We start from the raw sequence: 23,451 nt of genomic DNA on the forward strand, positions 1-23,451 counted from the left end.
GTGCTGGACCTGCTGCTGCGCGACGTCCGCGCGCTGACCATGAACCCGCACCACCCCACCGCGCACACCATCGGGGTGCTCGGCGGCCGGATCGTCGGGGTGGACGAGGAGATCGCCGACCTGCCCGCGCGGCAGGTGATCGACGGCGGTGGCGCGGTCGTGACGCCCGGCTTCGCCGACTCGCACAACCACATGGTCTGGTACGGGCTCTCGCTCGCCGAACTCGACCTGTCCGGCTGCCGGTCGGCCGAGGAGCTCTACGACCTGGTCGCCGCCAAGGCCGCCGAACTGCCCTCCGACGGCTGGGTGATCGGATCCGGTTACGACGACTTCGTCATCGGCGGGCACCCGGACCGCGCCCGGCTCGACCGCGCGGGCGGCGGCAGGCCGGTGTGGCTCAAGCACCGATCGGCGCACATGTGCGTGGCCAGCACCGAAATCCTGGCCAAGGCGGGCGTTCTGGACGGTTCCGCCCGCGTTCCCGAGGGGGGCGTGGTGGAGCGCGACGCCGAGGGATCGCCGACCGGCCTGCTCGCCGAGCAGGCGCAGCAGCTGGTCGACGCGCTGGTCAAGCCCTACCCGGTCGAGGAGCTGGTGGCGGCGATCTGCCGCGCCGCGAAGCGCTACGCGGCCGAAGGGCTCACGCACGTCACCGAAGCGGGCATCGGCGGCGGCTGGATCGGGCACAGCCCGGCCGAGGCCGCCGCGTACCAGCTGGCGCGGCAGCGCGGCGAGCTGCCGCTGCGCGTGGAGCTGATGCCCGCCAACGAGGTGCTGCACCAGGTCGGTCCGGACGCCTTCGGGCTGGATCTGGGGCTGCGCAGCGGTTTCGGCGACGACTTCCTGCGCATCGGGCCGATGAAGATCTTCACCGACGGCGCGCTGTCGAGCCGCACCGCCGCGGTCACCGACCCGTTCCACGGGCACGGCGGCCACGGCGTGCTCGGCGACGACCCGGACGTGCTGCGCGGGCGGATCCGCACCGCGCACCGGGGCGGCTGGCGGGTCGCCGCGCACGCCATCGGCGACCGCGCCATCGACCTGACGCTGGAGGCGTTCGAGCAGGCGCAGCGCGAGGTTCCGCGACCGGACGCGCGGCACCGCATCGAGCACTCGGCGATGGTGCGCCCCGACCAGCTCTCCCGGATGGCCGCGCTGGGCGTGATCCCCGTGCCGCAATCCCGGTTCCTCTACGAGATCGGCGACACCATGATCGGAGCGGTCGGCGACGAGCGGGAGCCGTGGCTGTACCGGCACCGGTCCTTCCTGGAGGCAGGCCTGGTGGTGCCCGGCAGCTCGGACCGCCCGTGCGTGTCCAACGGTGCGCCGCTGCTGGGCATGCGCGCCATGGTCGACCGCACCACCAAGGCCGGGCGCGTGCTCGCCCCCGACGAGCGGGTCGACGCCGTCGAGGCGCTGCGCGCCTACACCACGCACGCGGCGTGGGCGGCCGGTCAGGAGCACCAGCGCGGCCAGATCGCCGCGGGCATGTTCGCCGACCTCGTGCTGCTCGACGCCGACCCCACCAGCGTGCCCGTCTCGGAGATCGGCGACATCGACGTGCGCGCCACGTTCGTCGCCGGCCGCGCGGTGCACGGAGCGGACGAGTTCGCAGAAGTCCCCACCTGATCCGGCACACCGGGAGGCCCCGTGACCGAAACAGCGAGCACGCCACGCACTGATCCCGCGGAGGCGCGCAAGGTCGCGTTCGCCGCGTTCGTCGGCACCGCCCTGGAGTGGTACGACTACTTCCTCTACGGCACGGCCGCGTCGATCGTGTTCGACCGGCTGTACTTCGCGACCGAGGACCCGGCGGTGGCCACGCTGGCCGCCTTCGCCTCGTTCGCGATCGGTTTCCTCGCGCGGCCGCTCGGCGCGGTGGTGTTCGGCCACCTCGGCGACCGCATCGGACGCAGGCGCAGCCTGCTCATCACGGTCACGCTGATCAGCGTGGTCACGGGCCTCATCGGTCTGCTGCCGGACTTCATGGCCATCGGTCTGGCCGCTCCGCTGCTGCTGACCGCGCTGCGCGTGCTGCAGGGCATCGCGGTCGGCGGTGAGTGGGGCGGTGCCGTCACGCTCGCCGTGGAGCACGCGCCGCCGGAGCAGCGGGGCCGGTTCGCGGCCCTGCCGCAGATCGGCTCGCCGATCGGCACGCTGCTGTCCTCGGGCGGTTTCTACCTGGTGGCGATGCTGCCCGACGAGTCGTTCGACTCGTGGGGCTGGCGACTGCCGTTCCTGGCGGCCTTCCCGCTGCTGGGCGTCGCGCTGTACCTGCGGCGCCGGGTCGGGGAGTCGCCGCTGTTCGAGCAGATGCTCGCCGAGCACGATCGGGCCTCGGTGCCCGCCGTGGAGCTGTTCCGCACCGCCTGGCGGCAGGTGCTGATCGGCATCGCGGCGTCGCTGATCGGCATCGGCGGCTTCTACCTGCTGACCACCTTCGTGATCAGCTACGGCTCGGGACAGCTGGGACTGCCGAAGTCGTTGATGCTGGGTGCGACGCTGTTCGCGGCGGCGGCCGAGGTCGTGACGCTGATCTTCGGCGGCAGGCTGGCCGACCGGTTCAGCCCCGGCAAGGTCTGCCTGTGGGGCGGGGTCCTGTCCGCGCTGGTGGCGTTCCCGGTGTTCTGGATGATCGACACGCGCAACCCGGTGCTGGTGATCATCGCCGTGACGCTGGGCATCAACTGCCTGTCGATCCCGTACGCGGTCTCGGGTTCGCTGCTGGCCGGGCTGTTCCCGGTGCACCTGCGCTACAGCGGCGTCGCGATCTCCTCCAACCTCAGCGGCCTGATCAGCGGTTTCGTCCCCCTGGCCGCCAGCGCCCTGCTCATCGCCAGCGGCCAGCAATCCTGGGCGGCGGCAACCCTCCTGCTCCTCCTGGCCCTCATCACCGCGGCAGGAGGCCTCCTCGGCCACAGAGCCACCCGCACCCAATCCCAAACCTGACCCCGACTCTGACCCAACCCCACCAACCACCCCCCGAACACCGCCGCAATCAGCTCTGATTCAGTGCGAACCCGGATTACCGCCGTGATCGGCAGCCCGAACACGGCCGTAATCCGGTGCCTGATTGCGGCGGTAATCCGGGTTGGCGGGTTGTCGTGGCCGGGTGCTGGTTGGTGCTGTGGTTTGGTTCGGGATTGCTGCTGTGACGCAGGAACGCCCCTGCGCGGGGCGCAGGGGCGTTCCTGGGACTGGGTGCGGGGTCAGTCTGCTCGGGAGATCTTGACCATTTCGTCTCGGGCGACGACCTTGATGCGTTCGCGGCCGTGGGGTTCGCCGAGGGACTTCTCGTGGGCGTCCAGGCGGGTCCAGCCGTCCCAGGTCGTGTACTCGATGCCGCGCTCCTCCAGCACGTTGATGATGCTGTCGGAGTCGGGCTGCTCGGCCTGGGGGAGCTTGTCGAGGTCGGCCAGCAGGTTGTTGATCGTCTCCAGGGCGTCGCCCTTGGTGTGGCCGATCAGGCCGACGGGGCCGCGCTTGATCCAGCCGGTCGTGTAGACGCCGGGGATGTGCTCGCCGTCGAGGTCCAGCACGCGGCCGCCGTCGTTGGGCACCGTGCCCTTCTTGGTGTCGAAGGGCAGGTCCGCGACCGGCGAGCTGAGGTAGCCGACGGCGCGGTAGACCTGCTGGACCGGGTAGGTCTCGTACTCGCCGGTGCCGCGGACGTTGCCGTCGCCGGTGAGCTCCATGACCTCGACCTTGAAGCCCTCCACGCGGTCGGTGCCGACGACCTCCACCGGCGCCCGCAGGAAGTGCAGGTGCAGGCGGCACTCGGTGTTGTTCTTCGGGTCGCGCAGCGCCCAGTCCTGCAGGGTCTTGACGATGGTCTTGACCTGGTTGTTGGACTGGGCTTCCTTCTCGCTGGCCTCGTCGAGCTCGAAGCCCTCCGGGTGCACGATGATCTCGACCTCGTCCTGGTGGTCGAGCTCGCGCAGTTCCAGCGGGGTGAACTTGGCCTGCGCCGGGCCGCGGCGCGCGAACAGGTGCACGTCGGTGACCGTCGACTTGGTCAGGCCCTGGTAGACGTTGTCCGGGATCTCGGTGCTGAGCAGGTCGTCGGCCTGCTTGGCCAACACCCGGGCCACGTCCAGCGCGACGTTGCCCGCGCCGATGACCGCGACTTGCTCGCCGTCGAGCGTCCAGTCGCGCGGCGCTTCGGGGTAGCCGTCGTACCAGTAGACGAACTCGGCGGCGCCGTAGCTGTGCGGCAGGTCGATGCCCGGGATGTCCAGCGGGCGGTCCTGGTCGGCGCCGGTCGAGAAGATCACCGCGTCGTAGTAGCGCTGCAGGTCTTCGAGCTTGACGTCCACGCCGTACTCGACGTGGCCGAGGAAGCGGATCTCAGGCTTCTCCATCACGCGCTGCAGCGCGTTGATGATGCCCTTGATGCGCGGGTGGTCGGGCGCCACGCCGTAGCGGATCAGCCCGTACGGTGCCGGCATCCGGTCCAGCAGGTCGATCTCGACCGGGGTCTCGGACTTGGTCAGGATGTCGGCGGCGTAAACGCCGGCCGGGCCGGCCCCGACGATCGCGACTCGCAACGGGCGGGTCATGCACTCTCCTCCTGGGTGCGCCGGGCTCGGCGCGCTCGACTGCGAAGCCGCGTGGCGGCGGACCCGAATGGACCGGGTCTGAGCCATGCGCGGAATCCCTACCAGCTTAGGGAGCCCTTACCCCCGATCCCGCGATGCGGGCTGGTGACAATGCTCATAGCCGATCTCGCCCACCACCTCGGCGAACCGGCCCTTTCAAGATCATTTTCGCTGGCACTCCTGGACAAAAGGGGTATTGCGGGCTCATGTATTCAGCGCTGAGTGCGTGACCGGACGCGGTGAGTGACAGTAGGATCGGTCACTGATCAACCGCGTCGGTACTCAACGTGCAGGACCGGTTACACGCGGTGTCCAAATGTCGAGACAGGGTGGGCGAGTGCGTCGAACGCCGCACCGGAGCGCCGACGGAGTCGAACCGTGATCACCAGGGTGGATCGCCACGAGTTCATCCAGCGGTGGAAGCGCGAGATCGCGCACAACAGCTACGCGCCGCTGCGCCGCGGCGACGTCGAGGAACTGCTGAGCACCTGCCTGGAGCACTTGCTCGGCGAACTGGCCTGCCCGGACCGTGCGGGCGAGGCCGGCAACGCGGGCGCGGCGCTGCTGCCGCTGCACGCCGACAACCCCGTGGTCCTGCCCGGCACCCTGAAGCTGCTGGCCGACGAGCTGCCCGGACTGCTGCCCCAGGTTCCGCCGGACCGGATCGTGGCCGCTCTCGGTCACCTCGCCGCGGGCTTCGCCGAGGAGCTGCGCTCCGCCGGCGGCTCCGTCGAGCGGCTCGGCCGAGACCTCCCCTCCCGTTCGCGGGCGCTGTTCCACACCTCGACCATGGGGGTTGCCGCGGTCAGCACCACGGGTGCGATCGAGGAGACCAACGGAGCCCTGCGCCGCATGTTCGGCCTGACCGAGGAGGAGCTGACCGGCGCCTCGGTGCTGGCGCTGGTCGACGACCGGTGGCGGCCCGAGCTCACCGGTGCGCTCGCCGGCCTCGCCGACGGCGCGCGCGAGCGGGTGAACCTCGACGCCCGTTTCACCACCACCGACGGCGCCCAGGTGTGGACGCGGATGACGGCGTCGCTGGTCCGGGACGACCGGGGTGAACCCGACCACCTGGTGGTGTTCTACGAGGACATCACCGACCGGCACATGCTCCAGGAGCAGTTCCGCCGCCAGGCCGTCCAGGACCCGCTGACCGGGCTGGCCAACCGCGCCCAGCTCGAATCCTGCATCGACGCCGCGCTCACCCCCGTCTACCCGGGCCGCCGGGTCGCCCTGTGCCTGTTCGACCTGGACGGGTTCAAGGCCGTCAACGACAGCCTCGGCCACGGCATCGGCGACCGGATGCTGCGCGAGGTCGCCCGCAGGATGCAGTCCCTGGCCGCGCAGGAGAGCGCGGTGGTGGCGCGCACCGGCGGCGACGAGTTCGCCGTGGTCATCCCCGATTCCTATGACGCCGCCCGGGTGACCGACCTGGTCGAGCGGTTGCTCCGCGAGATCACCAAGCCGATGTGGATCGGCGCGCACGAGCTCGCCGCCTCGGCCAGCGCCGGCATCGTCGAGAGGGAGGTGGTCGGCACCGACACCGGTTCGCTGCTGCGCGACGCCGACATCACGCTGTTCCGGGCCAAGCGCGACGGCCGCGCGCTGTGGGTGCTCTTCGACGCCGAGCGAAACGCGGTGGCGCACGAGAACTTCCGGCTCTCGGCGGCACTGCCGTCGGCGCTGGAGAAGAACGAGCTGTTCGTGGAGTACGACCCGGTCGCCGACGCCGAGACCGGCGACGTGCTCGCCGTGATGGCCAACGTGCGCTGGGACCACGACGAGTTCGGCGAACTGGGCTCGAACCGGTTCTTCGGCCTCGCCGAGGAAACCGGCTTGATCACCCGGCTGGGCGGCTGGACCCTGGAGCAGGCCGGCAGGCACGCGGCGCGGTGGGTGCGCGAGCTCGGGGAGCACGCGCCGCTGCTGGCGGTGACGCTGTCGGCCCGGCACTGCCGCGACCCGGAGCTGGTCCGCGATCTGCGAGAGGCGTTGGAGACCGCCGGCCTCCCCGCCGAGTCGCTGGTGCTGTGCCTGCCGGAGTCGGCGCTGTTCGACTACCAGGGCGACCCGGTGGACACCGTGGAGATCTTCGCCGAGATGGGAATCCGGCTGTTCGTGCACGAGTTCGGCTCGGACTACACGCGGGTCGACCGGCTCAAGGACCTGCCGCTGGCCGGGGTGCTCATCGACGGCCCGCACATCCAGGGGCTGGCCGATCCCGACGGTCCCGAGCCGCTCAGCGAGTACCTGGTGCGCAGCGCGGTCGGCGCGGCGCGGTTGATGGACCTGCCGGTGCTGGCCACCGGTGTGACGAGTGCGGAGCAGGCCCACCGGTTGGGGGAGATCGGTGTCGCGCTGATCCAGGGGCCGCATGTCAGCGAGCGGGTGTCGGCGACGGAGGTCGTCGATCTCGTGGGCGGCGCGCAGTGAGCCGATGAGGCTCGAAAATCCCGAAGTTCCCGACGGATTCTTCGAAAGGGCCGAACACGTGAGCGTTCCGGTGACCCCACTCCGGGTGCATGGCCGAACGCGAGGCGTGACACCTACGATGGCCTTCTCGATCGCCGTTTCGGGTGCCTGAACGACCAAACCGAGTGCAGGAGGCTGGATTCTATGGAGCAGCGACCCGATTGGCTGGCCGAGGGCGTCGACCTGGACAAGCCCAGTGCCGCCCGCTGCTACGACTTCTACTTAGGCGGCGCGCACAACTTCGCCGTGGACCGCGAACTCGGGAACAAGGTCCTGGAAGTGGTGCCCAACGTCAAGGAAGTCGCGCTGAACAACCGCGCGTTCCTGCGCCGCGCGGTGCGCTACTGCCTGGACCAGGGCATCCGCCAGTTCCTCGACATCGGATCGGGAATCCCGACCGCCGGCAACGTGCACGAGATCGTGCACGCCGTGGACCCGCAGGCCCGCGTGGTCTACGTGGACAACGAGCCGGTCGCCGTCGCGCACAGCCGCTCGATCCTGGACGGCAACGACAACGCCACGATCGTGCAAGCCGACCTGCTCGACGTCGAGGGCGTCCTGGAAGCTCCGGAAACCCAGCGGCTGCTGGACTTCTCGCAACCGGTCGCGGTGATGATGGTGGCGCTGGTGCACTTCGTGCCCGAGAGCGCCAAGCCGCGCGAGATCATCGGCCGGTACCACGACAAGCTCGCCCCCGGGAGCTACCTGGGCTTCTCGCACGTCACCGGGGAGGAGTTCCCGGAAGGCGTGCAGGGCCTGGTCAAGCTCTACGAGAACAGCACCAACCCGGTCACCCTGCGCACCCGCGCCGAGGTCGCCGAGCTGGTCTCCGACTTCGAACTCGTCGATCCCGGCGTCGTCTACGTCTCCGAGTGGCACCCGGACTCGCCCGAGGACGTCGGCGACCACCCGGAGGAGACCATCGTCTACGGCCTGGTGGGCCGCAAGGTCTGAGCGCCCGTCGTCGTGCGAGGTCGTGGTGGGATCGCCAAACTGATCACCGACTTCACCCCGTCCGAACCCGGACGCGGGTGCGATGCGACCGGCGACGCCGGGCAGAAGGTGTGAGCAATGCCTGAATCCGAGGGAGCCTCCGACGCGGAGGGCGACCGCCATCACGTGGTGGCGCAGTGGACGCGCGAGATCATCCACAGCAGCTACGTGGCGATGGGGCGTCCCGAGATCGAGGCGTTCCTGGCGAAGTGCTTCGAGGACGTGCTCGCCGCCTGCGACGGACCCCTGGAGTCCGCGCGCCAGGTCGGTGCGCGCCTCGTCGGCGTGCACTTCACCAACCCCGTCGTCGTGCACAAGACGCTCAACCACCTGGCCGCCGCGCTGCCGGCCCACCGCGAGGTGGACCGGGCCAGGCTGGTCGACGTGCTCGGCGCGGTCGGATCGGGCTTCGCCGGGGCGCTGCGCGAGCAGACCCTCGACGAGCAGGAGATCATCAAGCAGTCCGTGCTCGACGCCCGGGACGCCGCCGAGGAGGCGTTGCGGGCGTCGGAGGCGCGGTCGCGGGCGGTGTTCGTCTCCTCCGCCCTCGGGATAGCGATCGTCACCCTCGACGGCGTCATCGACGAGATCAACCCCTCCATGAACAGGATCTTCCGGCTCGGCAGCGAGGCGCTGGTGGGCCGGACGATCTTCGACCTGGCCGACACGTCGTGGATCGGGGAGCTCAGGGCGGCCAACGCCGGCCTGGTTCGCGGTGAGGTCGACCGCTACCAGCTGGAGATCCGCTTCACCGAGCAGCACGGATCGCACATCTGGACCCAGCTGTCGGCCTCGCTGGTGCGCGACGCCAACGGGGCGCCCGACTACCTGGTGATGCTCTACGAGGACATCACCGACCGGCACATGCTCCAGGAGCAGTTCCGCCGCCAGGCCGTGCACGACCCGCTGACCGGGCTGCCCAACCGCACCCAGCTGCAGACCAGCATGGAACGCGCGCTGGAACCGTCCGCGCCGGGCCGCCGGGTCGGGCTGTGCTTCTTCGACCTCGACGGATTCAAGGCCGTCAACGACAGCCTCGGCCACCCGGTCGGCGACCAGCTGCTGCGCGCGGTCGCGCAGCGCCTGCAGGCCCTGACCGCGGAGTTCGGCGCGCTGGCCGCGCGGATGGGCGGCGACGAGTTCGTGGTGCTGGTGCCCGACACCGACGGCGCCGCCGGGCTGGTCGGGCAGGTGGAGAAGATGCTGGCGGAGGTCACCCGCCCGGCCCGCATCGGCGCGCACGAGCTGTCGGCCTCGGCCAGCGTCGGCATCGTCGAACGCCCGGTGGCCGGGACCGACGCCGAGTCGCTGCTGCGCGACGCCGACATCACCCTCTACCGGGCCAAGCAGGACGGCCGCGCCCAGTGGGTGCTCTTCGACGCCGCGCTCAACGCCGAGGCCCGCGACCGCTTCCGGCTCTCCGCGGCCCTGCCCGCCGCCTTGGAACAGGGGGAGCTGTTCGTCGAGTACGAGCCGGCGAGGCTGATGAACGACCGCTCGCTGTTCGCCGCGGCAGCGGACATCCGCTGGGATCACCCGGAGTTCGGCGAGCTCGGGCAGGAGTCGTTCCTCGACCTCGCCGAGGAGACCGGGCTGATCACCCGGCTGGGCAGCTGGGCGCTGGGGGAGGTGTGCAGGCACGCCGCGCGCTGGACGGAGCGCTTCGGCGAGCGCGCCCCGGTCGCGGCGATGAACCTCTCCCACCGGCACTGCCGCGACCCCGAGCTGGTCAACGACGTGCAGCGCATCCTGCGCGAGACGGGCCTGCCGGCCCGGTCGCTGGCGCTGGGCATGCCGGAGTCGGCGCTGTTCGACCACCAGGGCGACCCGGTGGACACCGTGGAGATCTTCGCCGAGATGGGCATCCGGCTGGTCGTCTACCAGTTCGGCGACGACTACACGCGCGTCGCCCGGCTGCGCGGCCTGCCGCTGTTCGGGGTGCGCATCGACGGCCCGCACCTGGACGGCTTCGCCGACCCCGAGGGACCCGACCCGCTGGACGAGTACCTGCTCGGCGCGGCGGCCGGAGCCGCCGAGCTGATGAACCTGCCGGTGGTCGCCGGAGGCGTCCACGACGAGCTGCAGGCCGAGCGGCTGCACGCCCTGGGCGTCTGCTCGGCGATCGGAGCCTTCGCAGGTGAGCGCGTGTCCGCCCTGGAGCTCGAACAGCTCATCGCCGAGCTGGAGTGAACTGTGAGCGGTGCAGCCGCTGCGACCACCTGCGCAGCTCGCACCGCTACCCGCACCGCCGAGCAGGCGACCGCTGGAACCCTCATCACGGGCGTGGGCTGGGCGTTAACGGCTTGGTGGACACCGATAGCATCGGGTGGCGAAGCGTGTCCGCGCCGGTGAACCGGCCCAGTCTAGGAGTGATCGTGTCCGTACAGCCTTCCCACGCCCAGCAAGCACCCCGGGTGAAGGTTCCGGCGGGCACTACCGCGGGTGCGGCCGTCGCCGAGGCGGGGCTGCCGTCGAAGGGCCCGGACGCGATCGTGGTGGTCCGCGACGCCGAGGGCGACCTGCGCGACCTGGACTGGGCGCCGGAGTCCGACGTCGAGGTCGAGGCGGTCGCCGCTGAGACCGAGGACGGCCGCAGCGTCATCCGCCACTCCGCCGCGCACGTGCTCGCGCAGGCGGTGCAGAACCTGTTCCCGGACGCCAAGTTGGGCATCGGCCCGCCGGTCAAGGACGGCTTCTACTACGACTTCGACGTCGACAAGCCGTTCACCCCGGAGGACCTGCAGGCGCTGGAGAAGCGCATGAAGCAGATCCTCAAGTCCGGCCAGAAGTTCTCCCGCCGCCGCCTGGAGTCGGTCGAGGCCGCCAAGGAGGAGCTGGCGAACGAGCCGTACAAGCTGGAGCTCGTCGACCTCAAGTCCGCTGACGACACAGTGGACACTTCAGAAGTGATGGAGGTCGGCGGCGGTGAGCTGACCGTCTACGACAACATCGACCGGCACGGCGAGCGCGTCTGGGGCGACCTGTGCCGCGGCCCGCACGTGCCGCACACCCGGTTCATCCCGGCGTTCAAGCTGATGCGGGTGGCCGCCGCCTACTGGCGCGGCGACCAGAACAACCAGCAGCTGCAGCGCGTCTACGGCACCGCGTGGGAGTCCAAGGACAAGCTCGACGAGCACCTGGAGTGGCTCGCCGAGGCCGAGCGCCGCGACCACCGCCGCCTCGGCGCCGAGCTGGACCTGTTCTCCTTCCCGGACGAGATCGGTTCCGGTCTGCCGGTGTTCCACCCCAAGGGCGGAATCATCCGCCGCGAGCTGGAGGACTACTCCCGCAAGCGGCACGAGGAGGCGGACTACGAGTTCGTCAACACCCCGCACATCACCAAGGAGACGCTGTTCCAGACCTCCGGTCACCTCGACTGGTACAAGGACGGCATGTTCCCGGCGATGCACCTCGACGAGGAGCGCGACGCCAACGGTGAGCTGCGCAAGCCCGGGGTGGACTACTACCTCAAGCCGATGAACTGCCCGTTCCACAACCTGATCTTCCGCTCGCGCGGTCGCTCCTACCGCGAGCTGCCGCTGCGGCTGTTCGAGTTCGGGTCGGTCTACCGCTACGAGAAGTCCGGTGTGGTGCACGGTCTGACCCGCGTGCGCGGCATGACGCAGGACGACGCCCACATCTACTGCATGCCCGACCAGCTGCAGGACGAGCTCAAGTCGCTGCTGGGCTTCGTGCTGGACCTGCTGCGCGACTACGGCCTCGACGACTTCTACCTCGAGCTGTCCACCCGCAACGAGGAGAAGTACGTGGGTGACGACGAGAGCTGGGAGGTCGCCACCAACGCGCTGCGCGAGGCCGCCGAGTCCTCCGGCCTGGAGCTCGTCCCCGACCCGGGCGGCGCGGCCTTCTACGGCCCGAAGATCTCCGTGCAGGCCAAGGACGCGCTGGGCCGCAGCTGGCAGATGTCGACCATCCAGGTCGACTACCACCTGCCGGAGCGCTTCAACCTCGAGTACACCGGCCCGGACGGCGGCAAGCAGCGGCCGATCAAGATCCACCGGGCGCTGTTCGGCTCCATCGAGCGGTTCTTCGGCGTGCTCACCGAGCACTACGCGGGCGCGTTCCCGGCGTGGCTGGCCCCGGTGCAGGTCGTGGGCATCCCGATCGCCGACGAGCACGTCGAGCACCTGCAGAAGGTGCGCAAGGCGTTGCGCGCCAAGGGGATCCGGGTCGACATCGACACCAGCGACGACCGGATGCAGAAGAAGATCCGCAACCACACCACGCAGAAGGTCCCGTTCCTGCTGCTGGCCGGTGGCAAGGACGTCGAGGGCGACGCGGTGTCGTTCCGGTTCCGCGACGGCTCGCAGATCAACGGCGTCCCGGTCGACGACGCGGTCAACGCGCTGGTCGACTGGGTGCAGCGGCGCGAGAACGCCTCGCCCAACGCCGAGAACTTCCAGGCGGGCCAGGCGTGAGCGGTTCCGAGGGCGTCGAGCTGACGCGGCAGGAAGGTGCGGGGGTCGACGACGCGCTGCAGCGGCTGTGGACCCCGCACCGGATGGCCTACATCCAGGGCGAGAACAAGCCGGACGGCGATGACAGCGACGGCTGCCCGTTCTGCCGGCTGCTCGAATCCGGTCAGCCCGACTCGGATTCGCTGATCGTCGCCCGCGGCGAGCTGGTGTTCGCGATCCTCAACCTGTACCCGTACAACCCGGGGCACCTGATGGTGCTGCCGTACCGGCACGTCGCGGACTACACCGAGCTCACGGACGAGGAGACCGTCGCGGTCGCCGAGTACACGAAGCGCGCGATGCGGGTCATCCGCACGATCTCCGCGCCGCACGGCTTCAACATCGGCCTCAACCAGGGACCCGTGGCCGGTGCCGGCATCGCCGCGCACCTGCACCAGCACGTGGTGCCGCGCTGGGGCGGCGACTCCAACTTCATGCCGGTCATCGGCCACACCAAGGTTCTCCCGCAGCTGCTGGGAGACACCTGGAAACTACTCGCCGACGCCTGGGCTGAGTGAACGTGTTTTCCAGTGGTTCGTCTGCTTGGCGGTGCCAGTAGCGGAACCTGAGGCGGTCCTCGTGCTCCGGGCGCACCGGTTCATGTGTGTCCAATACACCACGTCGGCGCGTCCTCGCGGGAGAACCGCCTCAGAACCCGCGGCGGTGCCGGCTGAGTCCCGCACCTGAAGCAGCGGCTGTCGCCGCACACCACAAGAGCACGGGTCAGAACGAGAAGAGCAGGACCGGCTGGTGCCGGTCCTGCTCTTCTTCCTGAGGGGGATCAGGCGCGGAGCTGGGCTTCGATGTCCAGCGTGATGGTGATCTTCTCGCCGACGACGGCGCCACCGGGCTGGCCGACACCGAAGTCGGTGCGGTTGATGGTGGTGGTGGCCGAGATGCCCAGCAGGTTCTCGGAGAACCCGTTGAGCTCGGCGGTGAGGGTCACCGGCTTGGTGACGCCCTTGAGCGTGAACTCACCGTCGATCAGGTAGTTCTCGCCGTCCTGGCGGATGCCGGTGGAGCGGAAGGTCGCGGTGGGGTGCTGCTCGGCGTCGAAGAAGTCGGCGCTGCGCACGTGGGCGTCGCGGTCGGCGTTGCGGGTGTCGATCGACGAGACGTCGATGGTCGCCTTCACCGACGACTGCAGCAGGTCCTCGGCGGTGACGATCTCGGCGGAGAAGGCGCCGAAGCGACCCCGGGACTTGCCGACGCCCATGTGGCGCACCGAGAACAGGATGTCCGAGTGCACCGGGTCGATGTCCCAGGTGCCAGTGGTGTAGCCGGGGATCTGCGCGGTGGCCGTCATGGTCGCGTGCCTCCAAGAGGGTTGGTGTCGGGTGTTGCTCTCACCATGGCCCAACTAGGTTGAAGCTTCAACCATTCCCGGATGTGGCGGGGGTCACTTTTGAGTTCCGGAGATCGTCACACCAGCGGCCGGAGCCGATCCAGATCCGGTTAATCTGCAACGACGCGCATCGTGCGCGGACGTCACTGCACACCACCGCTGGCACCTGAAGGCACATGCTCAACATCTTCGCGCGGGCGTCCCTGTCCCGGCTGACCAATCCGATCGGTCTGGCCCTGGTCCGCATCGGCCTGACGCCGAACGCGGTGACGGTCGTCGGGACCGTCGCCTCGGTGGTGTCGGCGCTGTGGTTCTTCCCGCGCGGTGAGCTGTTCGTCGGCACCGTGGTGACCGCGGTGTTCCTGCTCTTCGACATCCTCGACGGCGCGATGGCCCGGGTCGGCGGTCGCGTCACCCGCTTCGGGGCGGTGCTGGACGCCAGCTGCGACCGCATCGTCGACGGCGTCCTGTTCGGATCGCTGGTCTGGTGGGCCCTGGTCGTCGACGTCGATCGGGACCGAGGCCTGGGTCTGCTGATCTGCCTGGCGGGCGCCCAGGTGATCTCCTACATCAAGGCCCGGGCGGAGGCCAACGGCCTCAAGGCCGACGGCGGCCTCGCCGAGCGGGCCGAGCGCTTCCTGATCATCCTCACCGGTGCGGGCCTGCACGGCCTCGGCGTCCCCCTCGTCCTCGACGTCGCCCTCTGGCTCCTCGCGGCGCTGACGCTGATCACCATCGCCCAGCGCATCCACGCCGTCCACGCCTCCTCGAAGGCGTGACCGAGGCCGCGGAGCGTCGCCGGTGAACCGTCCGTGATCGACGTCCGTTCCGATTCGGACCACAGCCGCCCTCACTTGGGCACGAGGCCGTCCGGCACCGGTTCGTAGCTCTCGAAGTGCCGCGTGAAGGTCGCGCTGCCCGAGGTCAGGGACCGGACGTTGACCGTGTAGCGGATCAGCTCGCTGGCCGGGACGTGCGCGCGCACGACCGTCCACCCGCCGTCCTCGGGTTCGGTGCCCACGACCTTGCCCCGGCGGCTCGACAGGTCCCCGAGGATCGCGCCCAGGTGCTCGTCGGGGATGTGCACGGCGACCTCGTCGACGGGTTCGAGCGTGGTCAGACCCGCCTGCTCGGCCGCTGCCTTCACCCCCAGCGCACCGGCGGCCTGGAACGCCGCGTCGGAGGAGTCGACGCTGTGCGCCTTGCCGTCGACCAGCGTGACCCGGACGTCGACGATCGGGCAGCCCTCGGTGATGCCCTTCTCCAGCTGAGCGCGCACCCCCTTCTCCACGCTGGGGATGAACTGGCGCGGCACCGCACCGCCCACCACCTTCTCGGCGAACTCGACGCCGGACCCCGCGGGCAGCGGTTCGATCTCCAGGTCGCACACCGCGTACTGGCCGTGCCCGCCGGACTGCTTGACGTGCCGCCCATGACCCTTGGCCGGCTTGGTGAAGGTCTGCCGCAGCGCGACCCGCACCGGAACCGTGTCCACCTCCGCGCCGCCCTCGCGCAGCCGCTGCAGGACGACGTCGGCGTGCGCCTCGCCCATGCACCACAGGACCAGCTGGTGGGTCTCGCTGTCGCGTTCCAGGCGCAGGCTCGGGTCGGCGGCGATGAGCCGGTTGAGGTTGCGGGCCAGAGCGTCCTCGTCGCTGCGGTTGTGGGCGGTGACCGCGATCGGCAGCAGCGGTTCGGGCATCGGCCACGGGGTGAGCAGCAGCGGGTCGGACGGGTCGGAGAGCGTGTCGCCGGTTTCCGCCGAGCCGATCTTGGTCAGCGCGCACAGGTCGCCCGCCACGCACTGCGGCACTTCCCGCAGGGTCGCACCCAGCGGTGAGTACAGGTGGGCGACGCGCTCGTCCTCGTCGTGGTCGGGGTGGCCGCGCTCGGCCATGCCGTGCCCGGAGACGTGCACCGGCCGTTCGGGGCGCATCGTGCCGGAGAAGACCCTGGCCAGCGAGACGCGTCCGACGTAGGAGTCGACGGAGGTGTGCACGACCTCGGCGGCCAGCGGACCGTCCGGATCGGGCGTGAGCAGTCGCGGGTTGCCGCCCTGCGGGTCGGTGAACTCGGGCAGCTGGTGCTCCAGCGGCGAGGGGAAGCCGCGCCGGATGCCGTCGAGGACCTCGGGGATGCCGAGGCCGGTCAGCGCCGACACGGGCAGCACCGGGTGCAGCCCGCCGCGCGCCACCGCCGTCTCCAGGTCGTCGATCAGCGTGTCCTCGTCGATCTGCTCGCCGGCGAGGTAGCGGTCCATCAGGGATTCGTCCTCGCTCTCGGCGATGATCGCTTCGATCAGCTCGCCGCGCGGCTGCTCCACCTCGGCGCGCAGGGCCTCGTCGGCGGGCCGGACCTGGCCGTTCTGGTAGATGCTCTCGGTGACCAGTCCGAGCAGCCCGGTCGCCTCGCCGCCCTCCACGTGCGGCAGGTACAGCGGAAGGACGCCTCCTCCGAAGGCGTCCTGGCAGGTCAGCAGTGCGGTGTCGAAGTCGGCGCGCGGCTGGTCGAGCCGCGAGATGGCCACCGCCCGCGGCATCCCCACCGCCGCGCACTCGTGCCAGATCGCGCGGGTCGCCGCGTCGACGCCCTCGGTCGCGGCCACCACGAACAGCGCCGCGTCGGCCGCGCGCAGGCCCGCGCGCAGCTCACCGACGAAATCGGCGTAGCCGGGGGTGTCGATCAGGTTGATCTTGGTGTCCCCGTGCTGGACCGGGGCGATGGACAGCGCGATGGAGCGCTGCTGGTCGATCGAGGCCGGTTCGTGGTCGCACACGGTGGTGCCCTCGGTGACCGCCCCGGGGCGCGGGATGGCCGAGGTGGCCTCCAGCAGCGCCTCGACGAGCGTGGTCTTGCCGGCCGCGGAAGGGCCGACCAGGACGACGTTGCGGATCTGAGCGGGATTTGAGGGGGCCGGGGCACCCGGCCCAGCCGCTGTGCCGGCTTGTTTGGTTCCCATGGCGAGCTCCTGCACTACCCGGACGGCCAGAGATGTGTCTCCGATCACACACCCGGTGGTGTGCTCGTGCAAGGCCGCGCCTGGGGGACCCGGGCGCGAAGTGGACTACTGAAATCGGGGCTGAGTGGACCGTTGCGGTGGTCCAGTTCGTGTTTAGGTTGGTGGCGGGAACACCTCCGGAATGTGAAGGAAGATCAAAGTTGACTAGCGCAGCGGACACCGCTCCCACCGGCACGGACGGCGTGAAGCGGGGCATGGCCGAGATGCTCAAGGGCGGCGTGATCATGGACGTGGTCACCCCCGAGCAGGCCAAGATCGCCGAGCAGGCCGGAGCGGTCGCGGTCATGGCGCTCGAACGCGTGCCCGCCGACATCCGCGTGCAGGGCGGCGTGGCCCGGATGTCCGATCCGGACATGATCGAGGGCATCGTCAACTCGGTGTCCATCCCGGTGATGGCCAAGGCCCGCATCGGCCACTTCGTCGAGGCCCAGGTGCTGCAGTCGCTCGGCGTCGACTACATCGACGAGTCCGAGGTGCTCACCCCCGCCGACGAGACCAACCACATCAACAAGTGGGCGTTCACGGTCCCGTTCGTCTGCGGTGCGACCAACCTCGGCGAGGCGCTGCGCCGCATCGCCGAAGGCGCGTCGATGATCCGCTCCAAGGGTGAAGCCGGCACCGGCAACGTCGTCGAGGCCACCCGGCACATGCGCCAGATCCGCGCCGACATGCGGCGGCTGTCCACCCTGGAGGCCGACGAGCTCTACGTCGCCGCCAAGGAGCTGCGCGCGCCGGTCGAGCTGGTCCGCGAGGTCGCGCGCACCGGTGAGCTGCCGGTCGTGCTGTTCACCGCGGGCGGCATCGCCACCCCGGCGGACGCGGCGATGATGCGCCAGCTCGGCGCCGAGGGCGTGTTCGTCGGCTCCGGCATCTTCAAGTCCGGCGACCCGGCCAAGCGCGCCGAGGCCATCGTCAAGGCCACCACCTTCTACGACGACCCGGACGTCCTCGCCAAGGTTTCGCGCGGTCTCGGTGAAGCCATGGTCGGCATCAACATCGACGACCTCTCCGACAAGGACCGCCTCGCCGGCCGCGGCTGGTGACGAGCGAGAACTGCGGTCCTTCTGCTCGGCGGTGCAGGCAGCGGAACCTGAGACGTCGTCTGGACTCCGGGCGCCACTCGTGATGCATGCCGATGCACGGCGTCGCGGCGTCCTCGCCAGACGACGTCCGGAGGACCCGCGGCGGTGCAGGTCGCGAGGTGGTTCTCACCTCGCGGCTGCACCGCTTGCACCTGAGTTCAGGGACGAGCCCGTACATCCCGTGGGTAGGAGGGGAAGCGATGGACCAGCCCGTCATCGGTGTGCTGGCGTTGCAAGGGGGAGTGGCCGAGCACCTGGCCGCGCTGGAGCGCTGCGGCGCGCGGGCGATCCCGGTCCGGCGGGTCGAGGAGCTCGACGCCGTCGACGGCATCGTGCTGCCCGGCGGGGAGTCGACCACCATGACCCGGCTGCTGGACACGTTCGATCTCTACGAACCGCTGCGCGCGCGGCTGGCCGACGGCCTGCCCGCCTACGGCTCCTGCGCGGGAATGATCATGCTGGCCACCAGCGTTGACGACGACAGGACCGCAGCGGTCCGCCCGCTGGGTGCGCTGGACGTGGTCGTGCGCCGGAACGCCTTCGGCAGGCAGGTCGACTCCTTCGAGACCGACCTCGACTTCCAGGGGATCTCCGACCCGGTCCACGCGGTGTTCATCCGCGCGCCGTGGGTCGAGAAAATCGGCGCCGGCGTGTCGGTCCTGGCCGCGGTGCCCGAGGGGCTCGACGGCGCCACCACCCCCGACGCCACCGAGCGCGAAGGCCTCGCCGGTAGGATCGTCGCGGTTCAGCAGGGAGCGGTGCTCGCCACGGCCTTCCACCCGGAACTGGTCGAGGGGGACGAGCGGGTGCACCGCTATTTCGTACGGATCGTCCGCGGGCGGTGACAGCCCGTCGCGGGCGTGGAAAGACGGAGGAGAGATGAGCGGCCACTCCAAGTGGGCCACCACCAAGCACAAGAAGGCCGCCGTCGATGCCAAGCGCGGCAAGCTCTTCGCGAAGCTGATCAAGAACATCGAGGTCGCGGCCCGCACCGGCGGCGGTGACCCGGAGGGCAATCCGACCCTCTACGACGCGATCCAGAAGGCCAAGAAGAACTCGGTCCCGATGGACAACGTCGAGCGCGCGCGCAAGCGCGGAGCTGGCGAAGAGGCCGGCGGCGCCGACTGGCAGACGATCATGTACGAGGGCTACGGCCCCAACGGCGTCGCCGTGCTGGTGGAGTGCCTGACCGACAACCGCAACCGCGCGGCGGGCGAGGTCCGCACCGCCATGACCCGCAACGGCGGCTCCATGGCCGATGCGGGCTCGGTCGCGTACCTGTTCACCCGTCGCGGCGTGGTGCTGCTGCCCAAGAACGGCCTCAGCGAGGACGACGTGCTCGCGGCCGTCCTGGAGGCGGGCGCCGAGGAGATCAACGACCTCGGCGAGAGCTACGAGATCCTGTCCGACGCCTCGGACGTCGTCGACGTCCGCAAGGCGCTGCAGGCCGGAGGCATCGAGTACGACTCGGCGGAGACCAACTTCCTGGCCTCGGTCAACGTCGAGCTCGACGCCGAAGGCGCGCGCAAGATCTTCAAGCTCATCGACGCCCTGGAGGACTGCGACGACGTCCAGAACGTCTACGCGGCCTTCGACGTCAGCGACTCGGTCATGGCAGAGGTCAACGCCTGACGATCACGAAGTCGGTGGTCTTTGTGCTTGGCGGTGCGGGTAGCGGAACCTGACACGCCTTCTGGGCTCCGTGCGCCACGACTTATGTATGTCCAATACACGGCGTCGCGGCGTACTCGCCAGAAGACGTGTCAGAACCCGCGGCGGTGCAGGTTGCGAGGGTGGTTCTCACGCCTCGCGGCTGCGCCGCTTGCACGGGATCATCAAGCGCAAGGCCGGACCTACCGCTCCCTCGGGCGTCCGTGAAATCGGGCGTCGGCGGGAGCGGTTCTTGCGTTGACGTGCAGAATGGCGCCGTGGTCGACACCGATGAATCACTGCGCAAGTGGATGGTCAACACCGCGGAGCAGCACGGCGCCGCGGTCATGCACGTCGCCGGGGACGACAACGGCCCGGCCTACGCCTTCTCCGTCGGCGCGTGGCGCCGGTTCGGCAAGCCCGAGGTCGTGGTGATCGGGCTTCCGCAGGAGGTCGCGCACTCGGTGGTCAACACCTACGTGCAGCGCGCGGGGCAGGGCGAGCGCTTCCAGCCCGGTCAGCTCTACGAGGGCTTCCTGCAGGGCTGCCCGGTGACCTTCGAGAAGATCGCGCTCCAGCACTACCCGGAGTACCTCGGATCGGCGTTCCTGGTCTACAACGGACCGGACTTCCCGGCGCTGCAGCTCATCGTCTCCAGCCCGGACGACGCCAAGTTCCCCTGGCAGCCCGACGCTCCCGGGGGCTTCCGCGAGTACCAGCCGATCCTCACCGACTCCGGCCTCCCCGAATCCTGGACCCCCGGAGTCGACGGCCCCTGACCCGGATGCCCCGCACCTCCCGAGGCCGGGCGCGGGGGAATTCCACTCTCGCGTTCGCCACCCTCCTGGGTGAGGGAGAGGGCGTGTCGCGTGTGGCTCGTGAGGCGGGGTTGGTTAGGGTTCGAACGAGTGTTCTTTCCGGCTTGGTGGGTGGCGTCGTGCGCGTGTTGGGAGTCGACCCGGGGTTGACCCGTTGCGGGCTCGGCGTGGTCGACGGTGGCAAGGGGCGCTCGGTCGGGTGCGTGGCCGTCGGCGTGGCGCGCAGTCCGCAGGAGGACGAGCTCGCCTCGCGGCTGATGACCGTGGCCACCGAGGTCGAGCGCTGGATGGACCTCCACGAACCGCAGGTCGTGGCCATCGAGCGGGTGTTCAGCCAGCACAACGTGCGCACCGTGATGGGCACCGCGCAGGTCTCCGGCGTGGTGGCGCTGGCCGCCGCGCGCCGCGGGCTGCCGGTCGCCTTCCACACGCCGAGCGAGGTCAAGGCCGCGATCAGCGGTTCCGGGCGGGCTGACAAGAAGCAGGTCACCACGATGATCACCAAGATCCTCGGGCTGGCCGAGGCGCCGAAACCGGCCGACGCCGCCGACGCGCTGGCCCTGGCCGTCTGCCACCTGTGGCGGGCGCCGATGATGGACCGGCTGGCGCAGGCGGAGGCGCGAGCCGCCGAGATGGCGCGCAACCACCGCGCGAAGCTCAAAGCGGCGCAGGAGAAGCGAGCGGGCCGGCAGCAGCAGGCCGCTCCCAACACAGGAGGCAAGACCCGATGATCTCCACGGTGCGCGGACCGGTGCTGTCGATCGGCCTCGACCACGCCGTGGTCGAGGTCGGTGGCGTCGGCATGGCGGTGCACGCCACCCCGTCCACCCTCGCCGGTCTGCGGCGCGGCGAGGAGACCCGGCTGTGGACCTCGCTGATCGTGCGCGAGGACTCGCTGACCCTCTACGGCTTCGCCGACGCCGAGGCCCGCGACCTGTTCGGGCTGCTGCAGACGGCCTCCGGCGTCGGTCCCCGGCTGGCCCTGGCCACCCTCGCGGTGCTCTCGCCGGAGCAGCTGTGCACGGCCCTGGCCGACGGCAACCTCACCGTGCTCACCCAGGTCCCGGGAATCGGCAAGAAGAGCGCCGAGCGGCTGATCCTCGAACTGCGCGACAAGGTCGGCGTCGTCGCGGGCACCACGGTCGAGCCGACGGCCACCGTCGACCGCGGCCGGGTCCGCAGCGAGGTCTCCGAGGCGCTGGTGGGACTGGGCTTCTCCGCCAAGCAGGCCGACCAGACCGTGGAAGCCGTGCTGTCCAACGGCGGCGGCGACCTGGACACCTCCGCGGTGCTGCGCAAGGCGCTGGCCACCCTCGGGCCCAAGTGAGGTAGCCGATGTACGAGGAAGAGGACTGGTCGGCACCCGAGGACGCGGTCTCGCTCGCCCCGCACGAGGACGACGGCGAGGGCGACGTCGAGATGACGCTGCGCCCGCGCAAGCTCAGCGAGTTCGTCGGTCAGGCGCGCGTGCGCGAACAGCTCGAACTGGTCCTGCACGGCGCCCTGCGGCGCGGCGACCAGCCCGACCACGTGCTGTTCTCCGGCCCGCCCGGTCTGGGCAAGACGAGCCTGTCGATGATCATCGCCGCGGAGCTGGGTTCGGCCATCCGCGTCACCTCCGGGCCCGCGCTGGAGAAGCCCGGTGATCTCGCGGCGATGCTGTCCAACCTCTCCGAGGGCGACGTGCTGTTCATCGACGAGATCCACCGGATCGCCCGCCCCGCCGAGGAGATGCTCTACCTGGCGATGGAGGACTTCCGCGTCGACATCGTCGTCGGCAAGGGGCCGGGCGCGACGAGCATCCCGCTCGAACTCGCGCCGTTCACGCTGGTCGGGGCCACCACCCGCTCCGGCGCGCTGACGGGTCCGCTGCGGGACCGGTTCGGCTTCACCGCGCACATGGAGTTCTACACCTCCGATGAACTCGATCAGGTGGTTCGCCGTTCGGCGGGCATCCTGGGCGTGGACCTGCGCGATGACGGCGCCGCCGAGATCGCCGGCCGCTCCCGGGGCACGCCGCGCATCGCCAACCGGCTGCTGCGCCGGGTCCGCGACTACGCCGAGGTCCGCGCCGACGGCGCGGTGACCCGCGAGGTCGCGCGCGCCGCGCTGGAGGTCTACGACGTCGACGAGATGGGTCTGGACCGCCTGGACCGGGCGGTGCTGCGGGCGCTGATCAAGTCGTTCCACGGCGGGCCGGTGGGCATCTCCACGCTCGCGGTCGCGGTCGGTGAGGAACCCACCACGGTGGAGGAGGTGTGCGAGCCGTACCTGGTCAGAGCGGGGATGCTGGCCCGCACCCCGCGAGGCCGGGTGGCCACCGCCGCCGCCTGGTTCCACCTGGGCATGACGCCTCCGGCGAACGCTCCCGGAGAAGGTCCGCCCTCCCTTTTCGCGGAGTGACCCAACGGTGACAATCCGCCGTTACGGTGGCGGCGGACCAGCTGAATGCCACGCGTCAACCTGGCACTTTCGTTGACCTGGCAGACTGGGGCTAGAACATCCGAACAAACCGGGCGCGGACTCGTTGGTTGGTCCTGTCGTGCGCCCGCTGAACGGAGCATGATGCAACTCCAATCCCTGATCCTGCCGCTGTTGATCGTCCTGCTGGCGGTGCCGCTGTTCCTGCAGGCCCGCAAGCAGAAGCGCGCGATGGCCGAGCAGCAGAAGCTGCAGAACTCGATCACCGCAGGCGACCGGGTGATGACGACCTCCGGCGTCTTCGGCACCGTCGTGTCGACCAGCGATGACACCATCGACATCGAGATCGCTCCGGGCATGACCACCACCTGGGTGCGTCAGGCCGTCCGCGAGAAGGTCGAGACCGAGGCCGCCGAGGCCCCGGCCGCCGAGGCCCCCGCCGAGGAGTCCGCGACCGAGGAGACCAAGGTCGAGGACAAGTCCGAGACCGAGGTCGCCGACTCGGCGGAGAAGCAGAAGACCAGCTGACGCGCCTGGTCGACCCCGTGACGGGTGCCGCACGTCGGGCGCCCGCC

19 protein-coding genes are annotated in these 23,451 nt (G+C 70.2%); 16 read left to right on the plus strand and 3 right to left on the minus strand.

All coding sequences use genetic code 11. From position 1 onward, the window contains the following. Window positions 1–1,629: an amidohydrolase gene (locus tag E1202_RS24945; RefSeq protein WP_132685570.1), complete on the plus strand. Its 1,629-nt coding sequence runs from the start codon at window positions 1–3 to the stop codon at window positions 1,627–1,629. 21 nt (window positions 1,630–1,650) lie between these two features. After that, window positions 1,651–2,949 carry an MFS transporter gene (locus tag E1202_RS24950; RefSeq protein ID WP_132685571.1) on the plus strand — a complete coding sequence of 433 codons (1,299 nt, stop codon included), beginning with the start codon at window positions 1,651–1,653 and terminating at the stop codon, window positions 2,947–2,949. Between the two features lie 260 nt (window positions 2,950–3,209). On the opposite strand, the gene E1202_RS24955 is transcribed toward E1202_RS24950, so the two are convergent. Further along, complete coding sequence (locus tag E1202_RS24955; protein WP_132685572.1) at window positions 3,210–4,559, minus strand: FAD-dependent oxidoreductase; 1,350 nt, start codon at window positions 4,557–4,559, stop codon at window positions 3,210–3,212. Window positions 4,560–4,976: 417 nt separating this feature from the next. Here E1202_RS24955 and E1202_RS24960 point away from each other — a divergent pair, with 417 nt between their 5' ends. The 5 genes from E1202_RS24960 to E1202_RS24980 all read left to right on the plus strand — a co-directional run bounded on the left by E1202_RS24960 (window position 4,977) and on the right by E1202_RS24980 (window position 13,059). Continuing rightward, on the plus strand, window positions 4,977–7,031 hold the full coding sequence (locus E1202_RS24960) for a putative bifunctional diguanylate cyclase/phosphodiesterase (RefSeq protein WP_235878981.1): 2,055 nt from the start codon (window positions 4,977–4,979) through the stop codon (window positions 7,029–7,031). A 183-nt stretch (window positions 7,032–7,214) separates the two neighbouring features. Continuing rightward, window positions 7,215–8,024, plus strand: a complete 810-nt coding sequence (locus E1202_RS24965; RefSeq protein WP_132685573.1) for an SAM-dependent methyltransferase — start codon at window positions 7,215–7,217, stop codon at window positions 8,022–8,024. Window positions 8,025–8,141: 117 nt separating this feature from the next. Beyond that, on the plus strand, window positions 8,142–10,253 hold the full coding sequence (locus tag E1202_RS24970) for a putative bifunctional diguanylate cyclase/phosphodiesterase (RefSeq protein WP_132685574.1): 2,112 nt from the start codon (window positions 8,142–8,144) through the stop codon (window positions 10,251–10,253). A 224-nt stretch (window positions 10,254–10,477) separates the two neighbouring features. Beyond that, on the plus strand, window positions 10,478–12,502 hold the full coding sequence (thrS, locus tag E1202_RS24975; protein WP_132685595.1) for a threonine--tRNA ligase: 2,025 nt from the start codon (window positions 10,478–10,480) through the stop codon (window positions 12,500–12,502). An 83-nt stretch (window positions 12,503–12,585) separates the two neighbouring features. Then, the gene (locus E1202_RS24980; RefSeq protein ID WP_132685596.1) at window positions 12,586–13,059 is read left to right on the plus strand and encodes an HIT family protein; all 474 of its coding nucleotides are present in this window, start codon (window positions 12,586–12,588) and stop codon (window positions 13,057–13,059) included. A gap of 263 nt (window positions 13,060–13,322) precedes the next feature. Here the strand turns inward: E1202_RS24980 and E1202_RS24985 are convergent, their stop codons facing one another. Continuing rightward, the gene (locus tag E1202_RS24985; RefSeq protein WP_132685575.1) at window positions 13,323–13,847 is read right to left on the minus strand and encodes a YceI family protein; all 525 of its coding nucleotides are present in this window, start codon (window positions 13,845–13,847) and stop codon (window positions 13,323–13,325) included. Window positions 13,848–14,062: 215 nt separating this feature from the next. Here E1202_RS24985 and pgsA point away from each other — a divergent pair, with 215 nt between their 5' ends. Further along, complete coding sequence (gene pgsA, locus E1202_RS24990) at window positions 14,063–14,665, plus strand: phosphatidylinositol phosphate synthase (RefSeq protein WP_132685576.1); 603 nt, start codon at window positions 14,063–14,065, stop codon at window positions 14,663–14,665. Window positions 14,666–14,736: 71 nt separating this feature from the next. Here pgsA and E1202_RS24995 read toward each other — a convergent pair whose 3' ends face one another. Continuing rightward, window positions 14,737–16,845 carry an elongation factor G-like protein EF-G2 gene (locus tag E1202_RS24995; protein ID WP_132685577.1) on the minus strand — a complete coding sequence of 703 codons (2,109 nt, stop codon included), beginning with the start codon at window positions 16,843–16,845 and terminating at the stop codon, window positions 14,737–14,739. A gap of 200 nt (window positions 16,846–17,045) precedes the next feature. Here E1202_RS24995 and pdxS point away from each other — a divergent pair, with 200 nt between their 5' ends. The 8 genes from pdxS to yajC all read left to right on the plus strand — a co-directional run bounded on the left by pdxS (window position 17,046) and on the right by yajC (window position 23,404). Beyond that, on the plus strand, window positions 17,046–17,948 hold the full coding sequence (pdxS, locus tag E1202_RS25000; protein WP_132685578.1) for a pyridoxal 5'-phosphate synthase lyase subunit PdxS: 903 nt from the start codon (window positions 17,046–17,048) through the stop codon (window positions 17,946–17,948). 239 nt (window positions 17,949–18,187) lie between these two features. Next, window positions 18,188–18,832 carry a pyridoxal 5'-phosphate synthase glutaminase subunit PdxT gene (pdxT, locus tag E1202_RS25005; RefSeq protein ID WP_132685579.1) on the plus strand — a complete coding sequence of 215 codons (645 nt, stop codon included), beginning with the start codon at window positions 18,188–18,190 and terminating at the stop codon, window positions 18,830–18,832. A 34-nt stretch (window positions 18,833–18,866) separates the two neighbouring features. Then, entirely contained in the window at window positions 18,867–19,619 is a 753-nt protein-coding gene (locus E1202_RS25010) for a YebC/PmpR family DNA-binding transcriptional regulator (protein ID WP_132685580.1), read from the plus strand. Window positions 19,620–19,915: 296 nt separating this feature from the next. After that, window positions 19,916–20,416 carry a DUF4262 domain-containing protein gene (locus E1202_RS25015; RefSeq protein ID WP_235878982.1) on the plus strand — a complete coding sequence of 167 codons (501 nt, stop codon included), beginning with the start codon at window positions 19,916–19,918 and terminating at the stop codon, window positions 20,414–20,416. 158 nt (window positions 20,417–20,574) lie between these two features. Next, window positions 20,575–21,186: a crossover junction endodeoxyribonuclease RuvC gene (gene ruvC / locus E1202_RS25020; protein ID WP_132685581.1), complete on the plus strand. Its 612-nt coding sequence runs from the start codon at window positions 20,575–20,577 to the stop codon at window positions 21,184–21,186. Further along, window positions 21,183–21,782 (plus strand): Holliday junction branch migration protein RuvA, encoded by a 600-nt coding sequence (gene ruvA / locus E1202_RS25025; protein WP_132685582.1) that lies wholly within the window; start codon window positions 21,183–21,185, stop codon window positions 21,780–21,782. Before ruvC ends, ruvA begins: the two co-directional genes overlap by 4 nt. 8 nt (window positions 21,783–21,790) lie before the next feature. Continuing rightward, a complete protein-coding gene (ruvB, locus tag E1202_RS25030) occupies window positions 21,791–22,858 on the plus strand; it encodes a Holliday junction branch migration DNA helicase RuvB (RefSeq protein ID WP_132685583.1) in 1,068 nt (355 codons plus the stop codon). A 162-nt stretch (window positions 22,859–23,020) separates the two neighbouring features. Beyond that, entirely contained in the window at window positions 23,021–23,404 is a 384-nt protein-coding gene (yajC, locus tag E1202_RS25035; RefSeq protein WP_132685584.1) for a preprotein translocase subunit YajC, read from the plus strand. The last annotated feature ends 47 nt before the right edge of the window (window positions 23,405–23,451 follow it).

The sequence above is a fragment of the Saccharopolyspora karakumensis genome, from assembly GCF_004349225.1.
In the GTDB taxonomy this organism is placed as follows: Bacteria; Actinomycetota; Actinomycetes; order Mycobacteriales; family Pseudonocardiaceae; genus Saccharopolyspora; species Saccharopolyspora endophytica.

Bases quoted from the DNA above. Each gene is read 5' to 3' on its own strand.
- E1202_RS24955 (WP_132685572.1), bottom strand. From the start codon at position 4,559: ATGACCCGCCCGTTGCGAGTCGCGATCGTCGGGGCCGGCCCGGCCGGC.
- E1202_RS24965 (WP_132685573.1), top strand. From the start codon at position 7,215: ATGGAGCAGCGACCCGATTGGCTGGCCGAGGGCGTCGACCTGGACAAG.
- E1202_RS24970 (WP_132685574.1), top strand. From the start codon at position 8,142: ATGCCTGAATCCGAGGGAGCCTCCGACGCGGAGGGCGACCGCCATCAC.
- E1202_RS24980 (WP_132685596.1), top strand. From the start codon at position 12,586: ATGGCCTACATCCAGGGCGAGAACAAGCCGGACGGCGATGACAGCGAC.
- E1202_RS24985 (WP_132685575.1), bottom strand. From the start codon at position 13,847: ATGACGGCCACCGCGCAGATCCCCGGCTACACCACTGGCACCTGGGAC.
- pgsA (WP_132685576.1), top strand. From the start codon at position 14,063: ATGCTCAACATCTTCGCGCGGGCGTCCCTGTCCCGGCTGACCAATCCG.
- E1202_RS24995 (WP_132685577.1), bottom strand. From the start codon at position 16,845: ATGGGAACCAAACAAGCCGGCACAGCGGCTGGGCCGGGTGCCCCGGCC.
- pdxT (WP_132685579.1), top strand. From the start codon at position 18,188: ATGGACCAGCCCGTCATCGGTGTGCTGGCGTTGCAAGGGGGAGTGGCC.
- E1202_RS25010 (WP_132685580.1), top strand. From the start codon at position 18,867: ATGAGCGGCCACTCCAAGTGGGCCACCACCAAGCACAAGAAGGCCGCC.
- ruvA (WP_132685582.1), top strand. From the start codon at position 21,183: ATGATCTCCACGGTGCGCGGACCGGTGCTGTCGATCGGCCTCGACCAC.
- ruvB (WP_132685583.1), top strand. From the start codon at position 21,791: ATGTACGAGGAAGAGGACTGGTCGGCACCCGAGGACGCGGTCTCGCTC.
- yajC (WP_132685584.1), top strand. From the start codon at position 23,021: ATGCAACTCCAATCCCTGATCCTGCCGCTGTTGATCGTCCTGCTGGCG.